Origin of the sequence: Caballeronia sp. LZ019, from assembly GCF_031450825.1 — a bacterium.
In the GTDB taxonomy this organism is placed as follows: Bacteria; Pseudomonadota; Gammaproteobacteria; order Burkholderiales; family Burkholderiaceae; genus Caballeronia.
The window spans coordinates 582,973-599,741 of sequence record NZ_JARTVZ010000002.1 but is presented as its reverse complement, the minus strand read 5'-3'; the positions used below and the strand labels follow the sequence as shown (position 1 = coordinate 599,741).

The 16,769-nt window shown below is 63.6% G+C and carries 17 protein-coding genes; 13 read left to right on the top strand and 4 right to left on the bottom strand.

Annotation, left to right across the window (positions count from 1 at the left end; translation table 11 throughout):
- Together P9255_RS05690 and P9255_RS05685 are read right to left on the bottom strand one after the other, a co-directional pair.
- Positions 1–1,197, bottom strand: coding sequence for an efflux RND transporter periplasmic adaptor subunit (locus P9255_RS05690; RefSeq protein WP_309765948.1), 1,197 nt, complete (start codon positions 1,195–1,197; stop codon positions 1–3).
- A 54-nt stretch (positions 1,198–1,251) separates the two neighbouring features.
- The gene (locus P9255_RS05685; protein ID WP_309765947.1) at positions 1,252–2,070 is read right to left on the bottom strand and encodes an alpha/beta hydrolase; all 819 of its coding nucleotides are present in this window, start codon (positions 2,068–2,070) and stop codon (positions 1,252–1,254) included.
- Between the two features lie 205 nt (positions 2,071–2,275).
- Here P9255_RS05685 and P9255_RS05680 point away from each other — a divergent pair, with 205 nt between their 5' ends.
- From P9255_RS05680 to P9255_RS05670, 3 genes are all read left to right on the top strand, one after another.
- A complete protein-coding gene (locus P9255_RS05680) occupies positions 2,276–3,286 on the top strand; it encodes a LysR family transcriptional regulator (RefSeq protein WP_404980260.1) in 1,011 nt (336 codons plus the stop codon).
- A 154-nt stretch (positions 3,287–3,440) separates the two neighbouring features.
- The gene (locus P9255_RS05675) at positions 3,441–3,785 is read left to right on the top strand and encodes a DUF4148 domain-containing protein (protein ID WP_309765946.1); all 345 of its coding nucleotides are present in this window, start codon (positions 3,441–3,443) and stop codon (positions 3,783–3,785) included.
- A gap of 36 nt (positions 3,786–3,821) precedes the next feature.
- Positions 3,822–3,947 (top strand): hypothetical protein, encoded by a 126-nt coding sequence (locus P9255_RS05670; RefSeq protein ID WP_309789236.1) that lies wholly within the window; start codon positions 3,822–3,824, stop codon positions 3,945–3,947.
- Here P9255_RS05670 and P9255_RS05665 read toward each other — a convergent pair.
- A complete protein-coding gene (locus tag P9255_RS05665) occupies positions 3,944–5,446 on the bottom strand; it encodes a PLP-dependent aminotransferase family protein (protein ID WP_309765942.1) in 1,503 nt (500 codons plus the stop codon). The genes P9255_RS05670 and P9255_RS05665 overlap by 4 nt on opposite strands.
- 205 nt (positions 5,447–5,651) lie before the next feature.
- Here P9255_RS05665 and P9255_RS05660 point away from each other — a divergent pair, with 205 nt between their 5' ends.
- The 5 genes from P9255_RS05660 to P9255_RS05640 all read left to right on the top strand — a co-directional run bounded on the left by P9255_RS05660 (position 5,652) and on the right by P9255_RS05640 (position 10,899).
- A complete protein-coding gene (locus tag P9255_RS05660; protein WP_309765941.1) occupies positions 5,652–6,788 on the top strand; it encodes an ABC transporter ATP-binding protein in 1,137 nt (378 codons plus the stop codon).
- Positions 6,789–6,865: 77 nt separating this feature from the next.
- Positions 6,866–7,909, top strand: coding sequence for an ABC transporter substrate-binding protein (locus P9255_RS05655; RefSeq protein ID WP_404980259.1), 1,044 nt, complete (start codon positions 6,866–6,868; stop codon positions 7,907–7,909).
- Between the two features lie 78 nt (positions 7,910–7,987).
- On the top strand, positions 7,988–9,259 hold the full coding sequence (locus tag P9255_RS05650) for an ABC transporter permease (protein ID WP_309765940.1): 1,272 nt from the start codon (positions 7,988–7,990) through the stop codon (positions 9,257–9,259).
- 5 nt (positions 9,260–9,264) lie between these two features.
- The gene (locus P9255_RS05645; protein WP_309765939.1) at positions 9,265–10,104 is read left to right on the top strand and encodes an ABC transporter permease; all 840 of its coding nucleotides are present in this window, start codon (positions 9,265–9,267) and stop codon (positions 10,102–10,104) included.
- 330 nt (positions 10,105–10,434) lie between these two features.
- Positions 10,435–10,899 carry a DUF3331 domain-containing protein gene (locus tag P9255_RS05640; protein WP_309765938.1) on the top strand — a complete coding sequence of 155 codons (465 nt, stop codon included), beginning with the start codon at positions 10,435–10,437 and terminating at the stop codon, positions 10,897–10,899.
- A gap of 1 nt (position 10,900) precedes the next feature.
- On the opposite strand, the gene P9255_RS05635 is transcribed toward P9255_RS05640, so the two are convergent.
- Entirely contained in the window at positions 10,901–11,515 is a 615-nt protein-coding gene (locus P9255_RS05635; RefSeq protein WP_309765937.1) for an NAD(P)H-binding protein, read from the bottom strand.
- Between the two features lie 439 nt (positions 11,516–11,954).
- Here P9255_RS05635 and P9255_RS05630 point away from each other — a divergent pair, with 439 nt between their 5' ends.
- From P9255_RS05630 to bcsA, 5 genes are all read left to right on the top strand, one after another.
- Positions 11,955–12,152 carry a hypothetical protein gene (locus tag P9255_RS05630; protein WP_309765935.1) on the top strand — a complete coding sequence of 66 codons (198 nt, stop codon included), beginning with the start codon at positions 11,955–11,957 and terminating at the stop codon, positions 12,150–12,152.
- Positions 12,153–12,637: 485 nt separating this feature from the next.
- Positions 12,638–13,102 carry a cellulose biosynthesis protein BcsD gene (gene bcsD, locus P9255_RS05625; RefSeq protein ID WP_309765933.1) on the top strand — a complete coding sequence of 155 codons (465 nt, stop codon included), beginning with the start codon at positions 12,638–12,640 and terminating at the stop codon, positions 13,100–13,102.
- A 124-nt stretch (positions 13,103–13,226) separates the two neighbouring features.
- Positions 13,227–13,754: a cellulose biosynthesis protein BcsP gene (bcsP, locus tag P9255_RS05620; protein ID WP_309765932.1), complete on the top strand. Its 528-nt coding sequence runs from the start codon at positions 13,227–13,229 to the stop codon at positions 13,752–13,754.
- Positions 13,751–14,536 carry a cellulose biosynthesis protein BcsQ gene (gene bcsQ, locus P9255_RS05615; RefSeq protein WP_309765931.1) on the top strand — a complete coding sequence of 262 codons (786 nt, stop codon included), beginning with the start codon at positions 13,751–13,753 and terminating at the stop codon, positions 14,534–14,536. The genes bcsP and bcsQ overlap by 4 nt, the downstream gene beginning before the upstream one ends.
- Positions 14,533–16,749 carry a UDP-forming cellulose synthase catalytic subunit gene (bcsA, locus tag P9255_RS05610; protein WP_309765930.1) on the top strand — a complete coding sequence of 739 codons (2,217 nt, stop codon included), beginning with the start codon at positions 14,533–14,535 and terminating at the stop codon, positions 16,747–16,749. Before bcsQ ends, bcsA begins: the two co-directional genes overlap by 4 nt.
- Positions 16,750–16,769 lie beyond the last annotated feature (20 nt).

The following is a 16,769-nucleotide window of genomic DNA, read 5'->3' as shown; positions in this document are numbered from 1 at the left end:
TCACTGCGCCGATGCGGTCTTTACGACGGGCGCATCGCCGCTGTTGTTCATCGCGACGCCGTTGGCTTTCACCACGTCGTTCGGACGCACGCGCTGCAATCCGTTCACGACGATGCGTTCGCCCGGTTCCAGTCCCTTCGTGATGACGCGCAGGCCGTCGTGCGTCTGACCGAGCGTGACTTCGCGATACTGCACGCGGTTGTCCTTGTCGACGACCATCACGTACTTCTTGTCCTGATCGGTGCCGATGGCGGCATCGTCGACGAGCACGGCCGGATGAGGCGTGCCGCCGCCGACCTTGATGCGCGCATAGAGGCCGGGCACGAGCGAGCCGTCCGGATTGTTGAAGCGTGCCCGCACGCGGATCGTGCCGGATGTCGTGTCGAGGCGGTTATCGACCGAATCGACGACGCCTTCGCGCGAGTAGCCGTCTTCGTTGGCAAGCCCGAGCGACACCGGCACCGTGCTGCCCGCGTCGCGGCCGAGATAGCGCAGATACGTTTGTTCGTCGACATCGAATGAGGCATAGATCGGCGATACCGACACGAGCGTCGTCAGCAACGGCGCATTGCCACCCGTCGATACGATATTGCCTACCGTGAGTTCCGCGCGCGACACGCGCCCCGAAACGGGCGCGGTGATGCGCGTGTAGGCAAGATTGATCTTCGCGGTCTCTACCGCCGCTTGTGCGGCCTTCAGGTTGGCGACGGCTTCGCGAGCGGCGTTCTGCTTCTCGTCGTAATCGCGCCTGGCGATGGCGTTATCGGCAAGCAGACGCTCGGCGCGCGCGGCGTCCGTCGATGTATAGCCGTTGCGCGCCTGCGCTGCGGCGAGTTGCGCTTGCGCGCGATCCACTTCGGCTTCGTAGGGACGCGGATCGATCGTGAAGAGCGGATCGCCCTTCTTCACGAGCGCGCCGTCCCTGAAATGCACCGCGACGATCGTGCCGGGCACGAGCGGGCGAATATCGACGTGATTCACCGCTTCGAGCCTGCCGGAATAGCTTTGCCAATCGGTGATGGTCTTCGAAATGACGGTCGCGACATCCACTTCGGTGGCAGTCGGGCTATGCGCTGCGGCTTTGGCTTCGTTGATCGCCGCGTCGCCGTGGCCGCGCCAGGCGGTATAGCCGCCCGCGCCTGCGATGACCAACGCAGCGCCTAGCGCGGCGTAGATGCGTTTTCGAGTGAAGAACATGATGAAAGGCTCCGGTTGCGTTGAGATTGTTTTTTTATGGTGCTGAGCTAGCGCTTATTTGGTGCGCGCCAGCCGTTTCCTGAAGAATGCGACGACATCGGCCAATGCATCGGGATGTGCCGCAAGCGCGTGATGCGATGCCTTGCAATGCCGCGTGACTTCAGTAGGTACGCCCGCGGAAATGAGTTCCGCTGCGTATTTTTCGGCTTCGATATGCAAGAGGTCGTGCTCCGCGCTCGCAATCAATGCAGGAGGCAAGCCAGCAAGACGACGCGACTCGAGCGGCGCCGCATAAGGATGCAAACGTTGCGACGGGTTGGGCAGATACGCGCGATAACAGCGCGCGCATTCGCTCAGTTCGAGATCGGGGCACAGCACCTTGCGTTCATCGGCGACGCGCGTCATGCTCGGATCGAGCAGCGGCGCCAGAAGCACTTGCGCGGACATGCGGATGTCGCCGCGATCCCGTGCGATGGCGGCCACACAGGTCGCGAGATTGCCGCCCGCATCGTGCCCCGCCACGCCCACGCGCTGCGGGTCGGCCCGTTGCGCGCGCGCATGGGCCACGGCCCATTGCGCCGCGCGATAGGCATCTTCAGGCGCTGCAGGAAACGGATACTGCGGCGCGAGCGAATAGCCGACCGACACGACCCATGCGGGCGTATCGCGTGCGATGGTCGCGGCGGCGGTGTCGGCGTCGTCGAGTGTCCCGCTTGTAAAACCACCGCCATGAAAATAGAGGACGATGGGCAGGACCGTGCCGCCCGAGGCGGGGCGATAGCTGCGCAGCATGATGGGCTGCACATGGCCCGCAATGCGCACCTCTTCGATGCACAGTCTCGGTCCTTGCTCCAAATCCAGCAGTGATGCCATGGTTATTTCCGTGCACGGCCCTGCTTGCAAGGCCGTCACGCATAAGTTGCGATGGTGCGAATTCTGGAGTCCCCGCCTTTTTTAATAAATGCCTATAATCCGGCAACACAATTCGGTCGCCCCGAACAATCATCGCTTAAGCTCCCGGCGATTTTCTTAGCCAGCCGCTTAATTCCCTGCCTCTATAAGCTTCGAAGGTACGAACATGGATCGGCTACAAGCAATGCAGGTCTTTACTCGCGTCGTCGACACCAACAGCTTTTCGCGTGCAGCGGATACGCTGAATCTGCCGCGTGCATCGGTCACGACGATCATTCAAAACCTCGAAGCCTTCCTCAATGTGCGGCTGCTTCAGCGGACCACGCGCCGGCTCAATCTCACGCCCGACGGCGCCGCCTATTACGAGCGATGCGTGCGCATCCTCGCGGACATCGAGGAAGCCGAGATTACGTTCTCGAACAACGGCAAGGGACCGCATGGCAAATTGCGCGTGGATATGCCGGGCGCAATCGGGCGGCTCATCGTCATGCCTCAGCTATGCGATTTCCACACGCGCTATCCGGACATCGAATTGATGATGGGCTTCGGCGACAAGCCGGTCGATCTCATTCAGGAAGGCGTGGATTGCGTGATCCGCGTCGGCACGCTGCAGGATTCGAGTCTGGTTGCACGGCGCATCGGCGTGTTTCAGGGCGTCACGGTGGCGAGCGCTCAATATCTGGAACGCAACGGTACGCCGAAGACGCTCGACGATCTGCAGAACCATACGGCCGTCAATTACTTCTCGAGCCGCACGGGCCGCATCATGGACATGGATTTCGTCGTGGACGGCGAGACCATCGAAGTGAAGATGCGCGGCATGATCGCGGTGAACGATGCCGAAGCGTATCTGAGCTGCGGGCTCAAGGGCGTGGGCATCGTCCAGGTGCCGCGTTTCATGGCGCTGCCGTATCTGCGTTCGGGCGAACTCGTCGAACTGCTGCCGCAATGGAGTCCGATGCCGATGCCCATTTCAGCGGTATATCCGCATAACCGGCATCTGTCGCCGAAGGTGCGCGTGTTCGTCGACTGGGTCGCGGAACTGTTCGAACGATGCCCGCTGCTGCAAGGCCAGAAGGAAGCGGAAGAGCGTTGCCTGCCGACGAGCACCGCATCGCCGATGGTTGTTCGTCACGGCACGCCCGAAGTGGCGGGCACCGCGGACGTCGTGGTCTAAGCGTCAAGATTATTCGCCGCAATCGATAAATCTATTCGCCAATCGGCCATTTATCCGCCGCACCGACGCGACTACATTTCGTCCTGCCACGGCGCATCGTTATCGTTCATCGACACGATGCGCCGTATCCCGATGGATCGAATGGAGTCGCATCATGAAACGCTATCTGCTTACGAGCCTCTCGCTCGCCGCTGTTTCCGCCGTGATTTCGAGCACCGCTTTTGCGGAAGGCGGTCAGGGAATTGGCCGCGCGGGAACGTATCTCACGCCCGCGCAAACCACGGCAAACGCAAGCGAAGCGCCTAAAACACGGGCGCAAGTGCGCGCCGAACTCGCCGCTGCCTATTCGAACGGCTCTTTGCCGGCGCTCAATCGCAATACCTATCCTTCCCGAAGCATGTGGGGCGATGCCGTCGCCGCACAAGCCGAAGCGCGCAACCGTGCGATCGTCGATTACGCCAACGGCGCGCCGGCGCAAACGGATCTGAGCTCACGCTGATTCGTTCGCCACCCTAACTATTAAAAGGCCAGCATCATGTTCGATATCGACACCACGCTCGAACAATTCTCCCTGCTCGATGATTTTTCGACCGACGCGCCTGTGTGGCGTCCCTTCTCACCGGCTCAAGCGCAAGAGCACCTGGACGCGGAAGAAGTCTAGGACGCCGCCCCCACCGCACTCAAAGCCCGCTCGATCACGCCCGCCAGCTTCGCGAAGGCGGGCGCGATTTCAGCGTGCGGCACACACGCATAGCCCAGCATCAATCCTTTGCGCGCGTCTTCCTGATTCATGTAGTAGTGAGCGAGCGGGCGGGTCACGACGCCGCTCGCAAACGCATCGTCGGTAATGGCGCGATCGCTCGCGTGGGCGGGCAATTCGAGCACGAAATGCAAGCCCGCTTCGTCGCCGCGCACGGCGAGGGTTTCGCCGAAATGCGCGCGGACTGCGTCGATGAGCAACTGGCGCCGCTCGTCGTAAAGGCCGCGCATGCGCCGCACATGCGACGTCAGATGCCCATCCAGAATGAATTCCGTCAGCACGGCTTGCTGCATCAACTGGCCTTCGCGGTATAGCTCCGCGACACCGGTGCGGAACGTATCGACGAGATTTTCCGGCACGACCATATAGCCCATGCGCAAGCCGGGGAACATCATCTTGCCGAGACTGCCGACATAGATGACCTGCCCCGCGTCGTCGAGGCCCTGCAGCGACGAGAGCGGCCGGGTGCGATAACGAAACTCGCTGTCGTAATCGTCCTCGATGATCCACACGCCATGCTGCCGCGCGAATTCGAGCAGCGCACGGCGCCTCGCGAGACTCATCACCATGCCGAGCGGATACTGATGCGACGGCGTCACGAGCGCGATGCTTGGCGGCGCGGCCATGTCGCGCGCACCGGGGTTCAGACCTTCGTCATCCACCGGCACGGGCACGAGCGTCAGCCCCGACGCCTGCAGCACGCTGCGCACGCCCCAGTAGCACGGCTCCTCGACCCACGCGCGATCGCCGCTATCAGTCAGAAGACGCACGGCGAGATCGATCGATTGGTGAATGCCCGTCGTGATGATGATCTGATCCGGCGTGCATTTCACCGAGCGTGCGACGCGCAGATAGTCCGACAACGCGCGCCGCAGCGGCCGATACCCGCCGCCCGGCGCATACGTGAGCAGTTCCGGGCTCGCGCGCTTCCAGAGCCGCGACTGCAGGCGGCTCCAGGTCTGCGACGGAAATTCGGCCACGTCCGGCACGCCCGGCATGAACGCGCCCCACTGCTTCGGCGCGACGCCCGCGTGCGCAATCAGCCGCGCGCCCCGCTTCGAAATGATGCATGGCTTGCGCGGCGCTTCGTCCGCCGGCTCCTGCTTCTTGCGCACGGCCGCACGGTCGTTCGGGGCGGTGTCGGCGACGTAGGTGCCGCTGCCGGTCGTCGACGTGACGTAGCCCTCCGCCGTCAACTGCTCGTACACGTGCAGCACCGTATTGCGCGCGATGCCGAGATCGCCCGCGAGCATGCGCGAGCTCGGCAGCTTCGCGCCCGACGCGAGCTGACCGGTCAAAATGGCCTGCTGCATCGATTCGAGCAACTGCCGGTAAATCGGCACGTCGCGCGCGCGATCGAGCCGCGCATTCAGCCAGTCGGCAAGGAGGATCGTGTTCACGCCGTTTCCCCGGAACGGGAGGCCACGCCGGAAGTGGCTCCCCGGTGAATATTGAAATGGTTCCCCATTGTAGAACCGTCACAGGCTATAGTTAGCGCAAGTAGTGGAAAAAATTTCCGGAGCCGCCCGCCACCCGCCGTCCGCCGTTGGGTTGCGGCGTTGGCAGCCGAAACCCGCATTCAGCTTTCCGAAGGAGACACGGAAGATGAAATCCGATCAGGTGATCGTCAGCTTTCGCGGCGTCCGAAAGACTTACGACGGCGAAACGCTCGTCGTGAAGTCTCTCGATCTCGACATCTATCAGGGGGAATTCCTCACGCTGCTCGGGCCGTCGGGCTCGGGCAAGACCACTTGCCTCATGATGCTCGCCGGCTTCGAATTCCCTACGGGCGGCGAGATCTGGCTCGACGGCAAGCTGCTCAACAAGGTGCCGCCGCACAAGCGCGACATCGGCATGGTGTTTCAGAACTACGCGCTCTTTCCGCATCTGTCGGTGCAGCAGAACGTCGAATATCCGCTGACCGTGCGCAAGATGTCCGCCGAAGAACGTGCTCACCGGGTCAACAACGCGCTGAAGATGGTGCGCATGGACAGCTTCGCGAAGCGTTATCCGGCGCAGTTGTCGGGCGGCCAACAGCAGCGCATCGCGCTGGCTCGCGCGCTCGTCTTCGAGCCGAAGCTCGTGCTGATGGACGAGCCGCTCGGCGCGCTCGACAAACAGTTGCGCGAACACATGCAGTACGAACTCAAGTCGCTGCACGAAAAGCTCGGCGTGACCTTCGTCTACGTCACGCACGACCAGGGCGAGGCGCTGACCATGAGCGACCGCGTCGCCGTGTTCGACAAGGGCATCGTGCAGCAGCTCGATACCGTCGATCACCTCTACGAAGCGCCGTGCAACGAGTTCGTCGCCAACTTCATCGGCGACAGTAACCGGCTGCGGGGCACGATCGAACATACGCATGGCGAGTATTGCGAGATACGGCTCGCGGACGGCACGCGGCTGTCGGGCCTGAACGTCGCGAAGGCGAACGCGGGCGCGGCCGCGGTGGCGTGCATCCGGCCCGAGCGCATGAAGCTCGCGGCGAGCGCGAACGGACACATGAACGGCCACATGAACGGCCACACGAATAGCCACCTGAACGGCCACAAGAACGCGCTCGCGGGCGAAGCAAAAAGCCTCATCTACTTCGGCGATCACGTCCGCATGCGCTGCGGCGTGCGCGATCAGGACGAGTGTTTCGTCAAGGTGCCGCTCGGCACCGAAGCACTCGAAGGCTTCACGCCCGGCGCGCCCATCGCGCTGGAATTCGCGCCCGAGCATTTGCGCGTGTTCGCGTGACACGTTGTCCGGCGTGCCGGCGAGCATGCCCTTCACTCGCAGTTCATCGATAAAACCAAGGCAGGGAGGAAACCATCATGAGGAAGTTCGCACTGTGTTCCAAGGCGGCAGCCGCGCTCATGTGCGCGACGGGCGTATCGGTCGCGTTCGCGGCGGACATCACCGTCGTCAACTTCGGCGGGGCGAACGGCGACGCGCAGAAGGTCGCGTTCAATCAGCCGTTCGAGAAATCGACCAACAACAAGGTGACCGCGGTCGAGTACAACGGCGAGCAGGCCAAGGTCAAGGCGATGGTGGAAGCCAAGCACGTGAACTGGGACGTCGTCGAAGTGGAATCGGGCGATCTCGGCCGTGGCTGCGACGAAGGTCTTTACGAAAAGCTCGACTGGTCGAAGATCGCGAAGAAATCCGAACTGGTGCCCGAATCGCCGCAAACGTGCGGCGTCGGCTTCTTCGTCTGGTCGACTGCGCTTGCCTATAACGCCGACAAGCTCAAGAGCGCGCCGGCCGGCTGGGCGGACTTCTGGGACACGAAGAAATTCCCCGGCAAGCGCGGCATGCGCAAGGGCGCGCGCTATAACCTCGAATTCGCGCTGATGGCCGATGGCGTCGCGCCGAAGGATGTCTACAAGGTTCTCGGCACCAAGGCCGGCGCGGATCGCGCGTTCAGGAAGCTGGAGGAGCTGAAGCCGAGCATCCAGTGGTGGGAAGCCGGCGCACAGCCGCCGCAGTTCCTGGTCGCGGGCGATGTCGTGATGTCGACCGCCTACAACGGCCGTATCGATGCCGCGCGCAAGGAAGGCAAGAACCTGAAGGTCGTGTGGAACGGCAGCATCTACGACCTCGACTACTGGGCCATCCCGAAGGGCTCGCCGAACAAGGACGTGGCGACGCAGTACATCGCGTATTCGGTGTCGCAAAAGCCGCAGCAGGTGTACGCGCAGCATATCGCCTATGGTCCGGTGAACAAGGCCGCGATCACGGCGCTCGACGCGAAGACACAGGCCGACATGCCGAACTCGCCGGCGAACGCGAAGAACGCGGTTTTGCAGGACATGGCGTTCTGGACCGATCACGGCGATGAACTGGAACAGCGCTTCTCGGCGTGGGCATCCAAGTAAGCGGTTGACCGCGGTGCGACGGTCGCGCTTCCCCGAGGCGCGGCCGCGTCACCGCCAAGTTGCAGGGGAGACACCAGCGTGAACACCATCACGATCGCCGCGGACGAGTCGGGCGAATCCACCGCGCGCCTGAAAAAAGAGCTGAAGCTCGCCGACGCCAAGAAACGAGCGATGGCGCTCGCGTTGATCGCGCCGCTCGCCATTTTTCTGTTCCTGATCTTCGTGGTGCCGATCGGCGCGCTGCTCACGCGCGCCATCGAGAATCCCGAAGTGGCGAACGCGTTGCCGCACACCGGCGCGGCGCTCGCCGGCTGGGATCGCAAGGCCGCGCCGCCGGATGCCGCTTATGCCGCGCTCGCGCAGGACCTGACCGCGATCCGGGACGGCGATTCGATGGGCGCCCTCGCCCGCCGCCTGAACACGGAGATTGCGGGCTATCGCTCGCTCGTCGCGAAGACCGCGCGCGCAATGCCCCTCGCCGATGACGACGGCAAGCCGCTTGCGCCGCCGCAGTTGCGCGCGAAGATCATCGACATCGACGAACGCTGGAACGATCCGGTCTACTGGCAGGCCATCGCGAAGAACGCGGGCCGGCTGTCGCCGTTCTACCTGCTCGCGTCGCTCGATCACAAGCAGGACGGCTTCGGTGACATCGTTCACGCCGATCCCGACCAGTCCATCTATCTCAACGTGTTCGGGCGGACCTTCGTCATCGGCTTCGCGGTGACGCTTTTCGCGCTCTTGCTCGGCTATCCGCTCGCCTACTGGATCTCGACGCTGCCGGCGCGCCGCGCGAATCTCGTCATGGTCCTCGTACTGATTCCGTTCTGGACCTCGGTGCTCGTGCGCGTCGCCGCGTGGATCGTGCTGCTGCAAAGCGAAGGGCTCATCAACAAGGCGCTGATCGGCAGCGGACTCATCGGCTCGCCGCTCGCGCTGCTCTTTAATCGCGTCGGCGTCTACATCTCGCTGACGCACATTCTGCTGCCCTTCATGATCCTGCCGCTCTACAGCGTGATGAAATCCGTGCCGCCGACCTATCAGCGCGCGGCGGTATCGCTCGGCAGCCATCCGTTCGCCGCGTTCTGGCGCGTGTATGTGCCGCAGACGTATCCGGGCATCGGCGCGGGCGTGCTGCTCGTGTTCATTCTGGCGATCGGCTACTACATCACGCCCGCGCTGCTCGGCGGGCCGAACGACCAGATGGTGAGCTACTACATCGCCTATTTCACGAACGTGACCATCAACTGGGGCATGGCGTGCGCCCTCGGCGCGCTGCTGCTCGCCGCGACGCTCGTGCTGTACGTCGTCTACGGGCGTTTCACGCGCTCGAACGTGAGTCTGGGGTAACGAACATGAAACTCGCCAAACCGCTGTTCGCGCCGCACACGTCCGCCATCGAGCGCATCTGGTACTTCGCCCTGCGCATTCTGTGCGTGCTGACGCTGCTTTATCTGATCCTTCCGGTGCTGGCCATCGTGCCGCTCTCGTTTTCATCGAGCACCTTCCTCGTCTATCCGATTCCCGGCTTCTCGATGCGCTGGTATCACAACCTCGTCATGTCCGACGAGTGGCGCATGGCCGCGAAGAACAGCTTCATCGTGGCGCCGTCCGCGACGCTGGTGGCGACGATCCTCGGCACGCTCGCCGCAGTCGGGCTGACGAAAGCCAACTTCGCAGGCAAGGGCCTGCTGATGGCCGTGCTCATTTCGCCGATGATCGTGCCGGTGATCGTCGTGGGCGTCGGCATGTACCTGTTCTTCGCGCCGCTCGGCATCGCGAATACTTACTTCGGGCTGATTCTCGCGCATGCGGCGCTCGGCGTGCCCTTCGTGGTAACGACCGTCGGCGCGACGCTGCAGAACTTCAACACGAACCTCGTGCGCGCGAGCCAGTCGCTCGGCGCGAATCCGCTGACGACGTTCTTTCGCGTGACGCTGCCGGTGATCGCGCCGGGCGTGATTTCGGGTGCGCTGTTCGCGTTCGCGACATCGTTCGATGAAGTCGTCGTCACGCTCTTTCTCGCCGGCGCGGAACAGACGACGCTGCCGCGTCAGATGTTCACCGGCATCCGGGAGAACATCAGTCCGACGATCGCCGCGCTGGCGACCATTCTCATCGTCTTTTCGACGAGTCTGCTGCTCGCGCTAGAGTGGTTGCGCGGGCGGGCGGCTGCGCGAGCCGTGGCCGGCTGATTGCCGATCGGGCTGCCTGGCGCGCGCGCCTCGCAGCCCGATGCAATGGTTATTGTCCAAACCGCGAGTCGTTCTGTTCAAAACGCCTGCTTATTCATTTCTATCTCCTTTCAAACAAGGCTGGCCGGTTTGCTTATCGGTCGCTATGAGCGAATCCTGGACAGCCCGCAAAGCCTTGCCAGTCAGGCGTCGGCTGGCTTTCAAACGCGCAGTGTGAAAGCAGATCGGGATTATTCGCGTGAACGGGACAGTGTTTTCACCGATGCCGTATTTATCGGAATATGCTTAATGACGTACGTTCTAGGTCGAGCCAAAGCCTGGAACAATGCCATGACAGCACTTTCGAAACGAGCCGATCCGTGGTCACAAACGGTTCATCAGCTCGAAACGATACCCGCCGATACCGGCCGCACCGCTCCATCGCAACGAACCGCACGCGCCGAGAGCGCCTTCGTCGAACGCCTGACGCGCGACTGGAATCGGGCCCACCCGCAGCCGTCGAACGAGCGGCTGCCCTATCCGCAGGCCATCGTGCGCGTGATCGAGCGCCCGAGCAGCGCGACCGCGCTCGTGTACTGGTCCGATCCCGGCACTTGCCATTACGGCTATCAGGGCTGGCGCGCCACGACGGCGACGGCGGAAGGCGTCTGTTCGCTGTCGGGGATGCCGATCCATCGCGGCGATCAGGTGTATCGCCCGTCGCAGCGCGATCCGAAGCCGCAAAACGCATCGGCGATGATCCTCGCGGCCGCCATGCCGCAGGACGAAGAAGTCGAAGCCGACGTTCACGGCTGATTCAATATCCGACCGTGAAGCGTTGCCTGACGGATTCGCCGCGCTCGAACGCGTCGAGGAAGGCGATGGCGAAATCGTCGAAGCTGATCCAGCTCCTGCCGCTGCCGTCGACGAGCAGCTCGTCGACGCCCAGCCGGAATCTGCGCGTGCGCGGGCCGCTCACGAACTCCGCCGACGGCGACACGAAGGTCCACAGGACATCGCGCTCGCGCCGCAGCGCGTCGAGAAACGCTGCGCCCGCGGTCGCTTCCTCGCGATACGCCGGCGGAAAGCCGGGCGCATCGAGCACGCGCCGCCCCGGCGCGACGTAGAGACTGCCCGCGCCGCCGACAACCATCAGACGCGCGACGCCCGCGCGCTTCACCGCACCGACGATCGCGCTTTCCGGCACGGATGCGAATCGCGTCGCGCTGAACACCGCGTCGTGACCGGCGATGGCGTCGGCAAGCGCGGCTGTGTCCGTGGCGTCGACGTTGCGCGTGCCGAGGCCTTCGCGCGCCTCGAGGGTCGAAGTATCGCGGGCCAGCGCCGTCACCATGTGTCCCCGGCGCAACGCTTCTTCCAGCAATCGGCTGCCGGCATTGCCCGTCGCGCCGATGATCGCGACCTTGCTCATATCCGTTCTCCCGGCTTTGGCGACGCAGACGTGCCGCTCCGGGCGTCGGTAATTCTTCCGCACGGAGAGCGAAAACACAGCGGCGCCGCGTCGAATGACCCGATTCCGTTTCGATGAATTGATGGATGCGAGAATCGTTTTGGCATCGCCGCCGGCGTCGAACTCCGGCGACCGGTTCCGAGAACGCAATTTCCGAGCCGGTTTTAAGCGCCAACGGCAATATGAGAAGCGCGCGGCTATAATCCGGCGCACACCATGAAGCGATGCAGACGCCGTTAAACTAGAGGCCCCGCACTCCTGCCGAAACGCGTCAAACGGCGATTCCCGGCGCGCCGAACGCAGTTCGTTTCGTGAAGAGTTCCAATGGACGTCGTCAATTTGACATGACACTGGTTTATCTTGCAGGTCCTCGCCGCTCCATTACCGGAAGGAGTTAATCGTGAAGAATCCGCAATTGCAGGGTGCCATCGAAGGACGCGACAATCCGGCAGGCGAAACCGCCTATGAGCCGATTCCGGTTGGCGTCGCGCCGGCGGAATCGGCCGATGAAGCCGACTACGCCGATTCGCTGGAGATCCCGCTCAATTACGGCATCGTGATGGACGCTGTCAGGGACGCGGTGCGCGCGAATCCCTGAGCGTTTGAGTCTTTGAACAAAGCGCCCCCTCGGGGCGCTTTTTTTTTCGCCGGCGTATTCACGGCGTTTCCGCGGCATTACATCGCGCTGTCATCATTATTATCAGACGAAATATCGACTGCACTGGAATGCGAGTTCCTTTCAGCCGCCTGTGATCCGCAAAAGTCAAGCGGAATAAAAGCGTGAATATTCGTTACCGTACTGTATTAACACAATGGTACACTTCGCCGTCCGCCAGATGCGGGCTCGCGCCCGAGACTAAGGTGCGGCTGCTGTCCAAAGTTCGTCCACGTGACGACGCCTGAATACCCGAATAGATGCCGTTTAACAGCGGTGTTTCGCATTACCTGCTAATCGTCCTGGGTTTATCGTTTATTGCAGCGAAGGCTCGTCGGGCCAAACGCGTGTCTTAAGCAGGCAGACAAGCGACGGTAAGAATCAACGAACAAACCGCACGCAATGCGCGCGCATTCGAACCAACAAAAATGGCCGCACCTCTCGATTACCTGCTCGACCGTCAGATATCCCGGCAATGGCGCGGCTTGCTGTCCGCGCTCGCGGATGAGTTCGAAACGCAGATCGGCGGGGCGGAGTTGCGGCAACTGATGCATCGCGTCGGCAGCCGTTTCGCGGATGCGTCGCCCTTGCCGCCTTGCGCATCGACGGCCGAACTCGCCGATGCGCTCAACGCGGTGTGGCGCGAAGCCGACTGGGGCTTCGTCGAGCTGTCCGACGCGCGCGACCATCTGCGCCTCGTTCACTACTGCGCGCCGCTTCGCGCATTCGGCGACAGCGCGCTCGCGTGGACGCCCGCGTATCTCGAAGGCGCGTATCAGCACTGGCTCTCGACGATGGGCGCGGACGGCCTCGCCCTTCGGCAGCACGGCGACATCGGCCAGACCGGCGACGGCGCCGCCATCGAATTCCGGCTCGCGCGCGGCGCGGCCTGAGCATCGCTTTCGAGGAAGGGCCGCATCGTCGGCGGCATCGACCGTTCAGGATCGGACGGCGAAAAAAATGCAGCACGCAGCACTGGCCAGGTTTCAAGCAGGGCATCACGAGGATGCGGCATCCATGAATACTTCGCGCGACATCGAGAAGCTGTTCGATCACTTCGGCGGCAATGCAGGGGAATATCAGGAAATCGGCCGGGAAAACGAGGCCAGGAGCGCCCGTACCCGCTGGCCGCTGCTCGCCACGCTCGACTTCGCGCAGCCGGCCATTCCCGAGATCGCCGCGCGCCGTGAATCGCGCGCGCAGCCGGATGCCGCGCCGGCATCGGCGCCGACGCCTATTCATCGCGGCAAGCCGCCGTTGTTTGCGCGCTCGCACCGCCGGGCGATTCCGCCGGTGATTTCCCCCGCCCCGCGCGATTCGCTGAGCGCCGCGCGATTTTCCTCGCCGGACGACGCTGCGCAGGCGGCGCTTCCCGCGACGCGCAACGCGCCGGCAGCGCCGCCGCGCGTCGAGAAGGCCGCGTCCAGCCCGTCTCCGTCGATACTCGGCAAGCTGTTCCGGTCGGCGCCCGCCGCCCAAGCCGCATCCGACGACTCCCTCGCCGGGCTTTTCCACCGCCTGCGCAACGGCGGCCCACGCCCATGAAAGTCATCACGGTCGTATCCGCGAAGGGCGGCGTCGGCAAGACGACACTCGCCGCCAATCTCGCCTCGGTGCTTGCCTCGCGCAATCGTCGCGTGATCGTGCTCGATCTCGATCCGCAAAACGCGCTGCGCCTGCACTTCGGCATCCCGCTCGACAGCATCGACGGCATCTCGCGCGCCACGCTCAGCCACAGCCCGTGGCAAACGGTGATGTTCGACGGCATCGACGGCGTCACCGTGCTGCCTTATGGCGCGCTCCTCGAAGACGATCGCCGCCGTTTCGAAACGCTCGTCGATGGCGATCCCGCGTGGCTCGCGCGCTCGCTCCATTCGCTCGCGCTCGACGCAGACGATATCGTGATCGTCGATACCCCGCCCGGCTCCTCCGTCTACACGCGCACCGCGCTGACAGCGGCGAACTTCGCGCTGAACGTGGTGCTCGCGGACGCAGCCTCCTACGCCGCGATCCCCGGCATGGAGCGCATGATCGACGCCTACGCCGCGCCGCGCCCGGACTTCGCCGCTCAGGGCTATGTCGTGAATCAGGTCGACCAGTCGCGCCAGCTGAGCAAGGACGTGCTCAAGGTGCTGCGCGACATGCTCGGCGCGAAACTCTTTCCGGGCGTGATCCATCAGGACGAAGGCATCGCGGAATCGCTTGCGTGCGACACGACCCTCATTCACTACGATCCGCTCTCGCAGGCCGCCGCCGATCTGCGCGCGTGCGGCGACTGGCTGCTCGCCGCCATCGATTCGATCGCGCCATCGAGGAACGTCGCATGAGTTCGGCGAAAATCCCGTCGCAGGAAACGGAGGTCAGCGTCGCGACTTCGCGTCTCGAACGCATCGTCGATGCGGGCATCTGGAGCAGCCGCATCGTCGTGATTGTGCTGACGCTGTTCGCCGCGTTCGCGCTGTACTTCGTCGTCACCGTGCCGCTCGCGTTCGGCCAGCAACTTGCGTTCGCGACCATCTGCTTCGTCTGCGCGCTCGGCTTCCGCCGGCTGCAAGGGCAATACGCGACGCTCGTGATGATCATGCTGTCGGTGACGGCCTCGGGCCGCTACATGTTCTGGCGGCTCACCGAAACGACGTACTGGGAGCGTCCGCTCGACGCCGCATGGGGACTGCTTCTCGTCGCCGCCGAAGTCTATGCGGCGCTCGTGCTGATGCTCGGCTACTTCCAGACCGCGTGGCCGCTCAAGCGCAAGCCGCTGCCCTTGCCCGCCGACCGCGGCGCGTGGCCGACCGTCGACGTCTTCATCCCGACCTACAACGAGCCGCTTTCCGTCGTGAAGCCGACGATCTACGCGGCGCTTGCGCTCGACTATCCGACCGACAAGCTCGCGATCCACGTGCTCGACGACGGCCGCCGTCCCGAGTTCAAGGCGTTCTGCGAGGAAGTCGGCGTCAACTGGACGATCCGCACGCACAACCGCCATGCGAAGGCGGGCAACATCAACGAGGCGCTGAAGGTCACGAAGGGCGAGTACCTCGCCATCTTCGACTGCGATCACATCCCGACGCGCTCGTTCCTGCAAATCTGCCTCGGCTGGTTCCTGCGCGACAAGCTGCTTTCGATGCTGCAGACGCCGCATCATTTCTTCTCCCCCGATCCGTTCGAGCGCAATCTCGGCACGTTCCGCAAAGTGCCGAACGAAGGTGAACTGTTCTACGGACTCGTGCAGGACGGCAACGACCTCTGGAACGCGACGTTCTTCTGCGGCTCGTGCGCGGTGCTGCGGCGCTCGATGGTCGAAGAGATCGGCGGCATCGCGGTGGAAACCGTCACCGAGGACGCGCATACCGCGCTGAAGCTGCATCGGCTCGGCTATACGACTGCGTATCTCGCGATCCCGCAAGCCGCCGGCCTCGCGACCGAGAGCCTGTCGGGGCATATCGGCCAGCGCATCCGCTGGGCGCGCGGCATGACGCAGATTTTCCGCATCGACAATCCGCTCACGGGCAAGGGCCTCAGGCTCGGCCAGCGGCTGTGCTATCTGAACGGCATGCTGCACTTCTTCTATGGCGTGCCGCGTCTCGTCTTTCTGACGGCGCCGCTGTCGTATCTGTTCTTCGGCGCGCACGTGATCGAAGCGGCGGCGAGCACCATCGCCATCTTCGCGCTGCCGCACATGATGCACGCGAGCATCACGAATTCGCGCATGCAGCGCTCGTTCCGCCATTCGTTCTGGGCCGAAGTGTACGAGTCGGTACTGGCGTCGTACATCACCGCGCCGACGCTGCTCGCGGTCATCAACCCGAAGCTCGGCAAGTTCAACGTGACGGCGAAGGGCGGGCAGATTGCAAAGGCTTATTTCGACTGGTCGATTTCGCGCCCGTATCTGTTCCTGCTGCTGCTGAACCTGCTCGGCTTCATCGCGGGGGCGGTGCATATCGGCATGAACTGGCACGTTCGCAGCGAGGTGCAGACGACCGTGCTCAACCTCTGCTGGACCGTCTACAACATGCTGATACTCGGCGCGTCGGTCGCGGCGGCGAGCGAGCGCCGGCAAGTGCGCTCGACGCATCGCGTGACCATGAAAATGCCCGTCATGCTCAAGTTCGCGACGGGGCGCACGCTCGCCTGCGAGACCATCGACTATTCGGAAGGCGGCGTCGGCGTGAAGCTGCCCAACGGCATCGCCGTGCCGATGCACGAGCGCGTGACCGTCTCGCTCTTTCGCGGCGACGAGGAATTCGCGTTTCCCGCGACCGTGGGCTTCAGCGAGCCGGGGCGCGTCGGCTTGCGCTTCCTGCAACTCACGCGCGAGCAGGAATACGACTTCGTCAAGACCACTTTTGCGCGGGCGGATGCCTGGACCGGCTGGTCCGAAGGCCGCCTCGCCGATACGCCGCTGCGCGGCCTGTCGCACGTGCTGCTCGTCGGCACGCGCGGCATCGCCGGCCTTTTCGAGCACCTGTACAGCGACCTTCGGACCTGGATGAGCAAGACGCCGGCCGACACGAAGAAGCTGACGACAAAAGATCAATGATGGGTAAAGGATTATCGAGG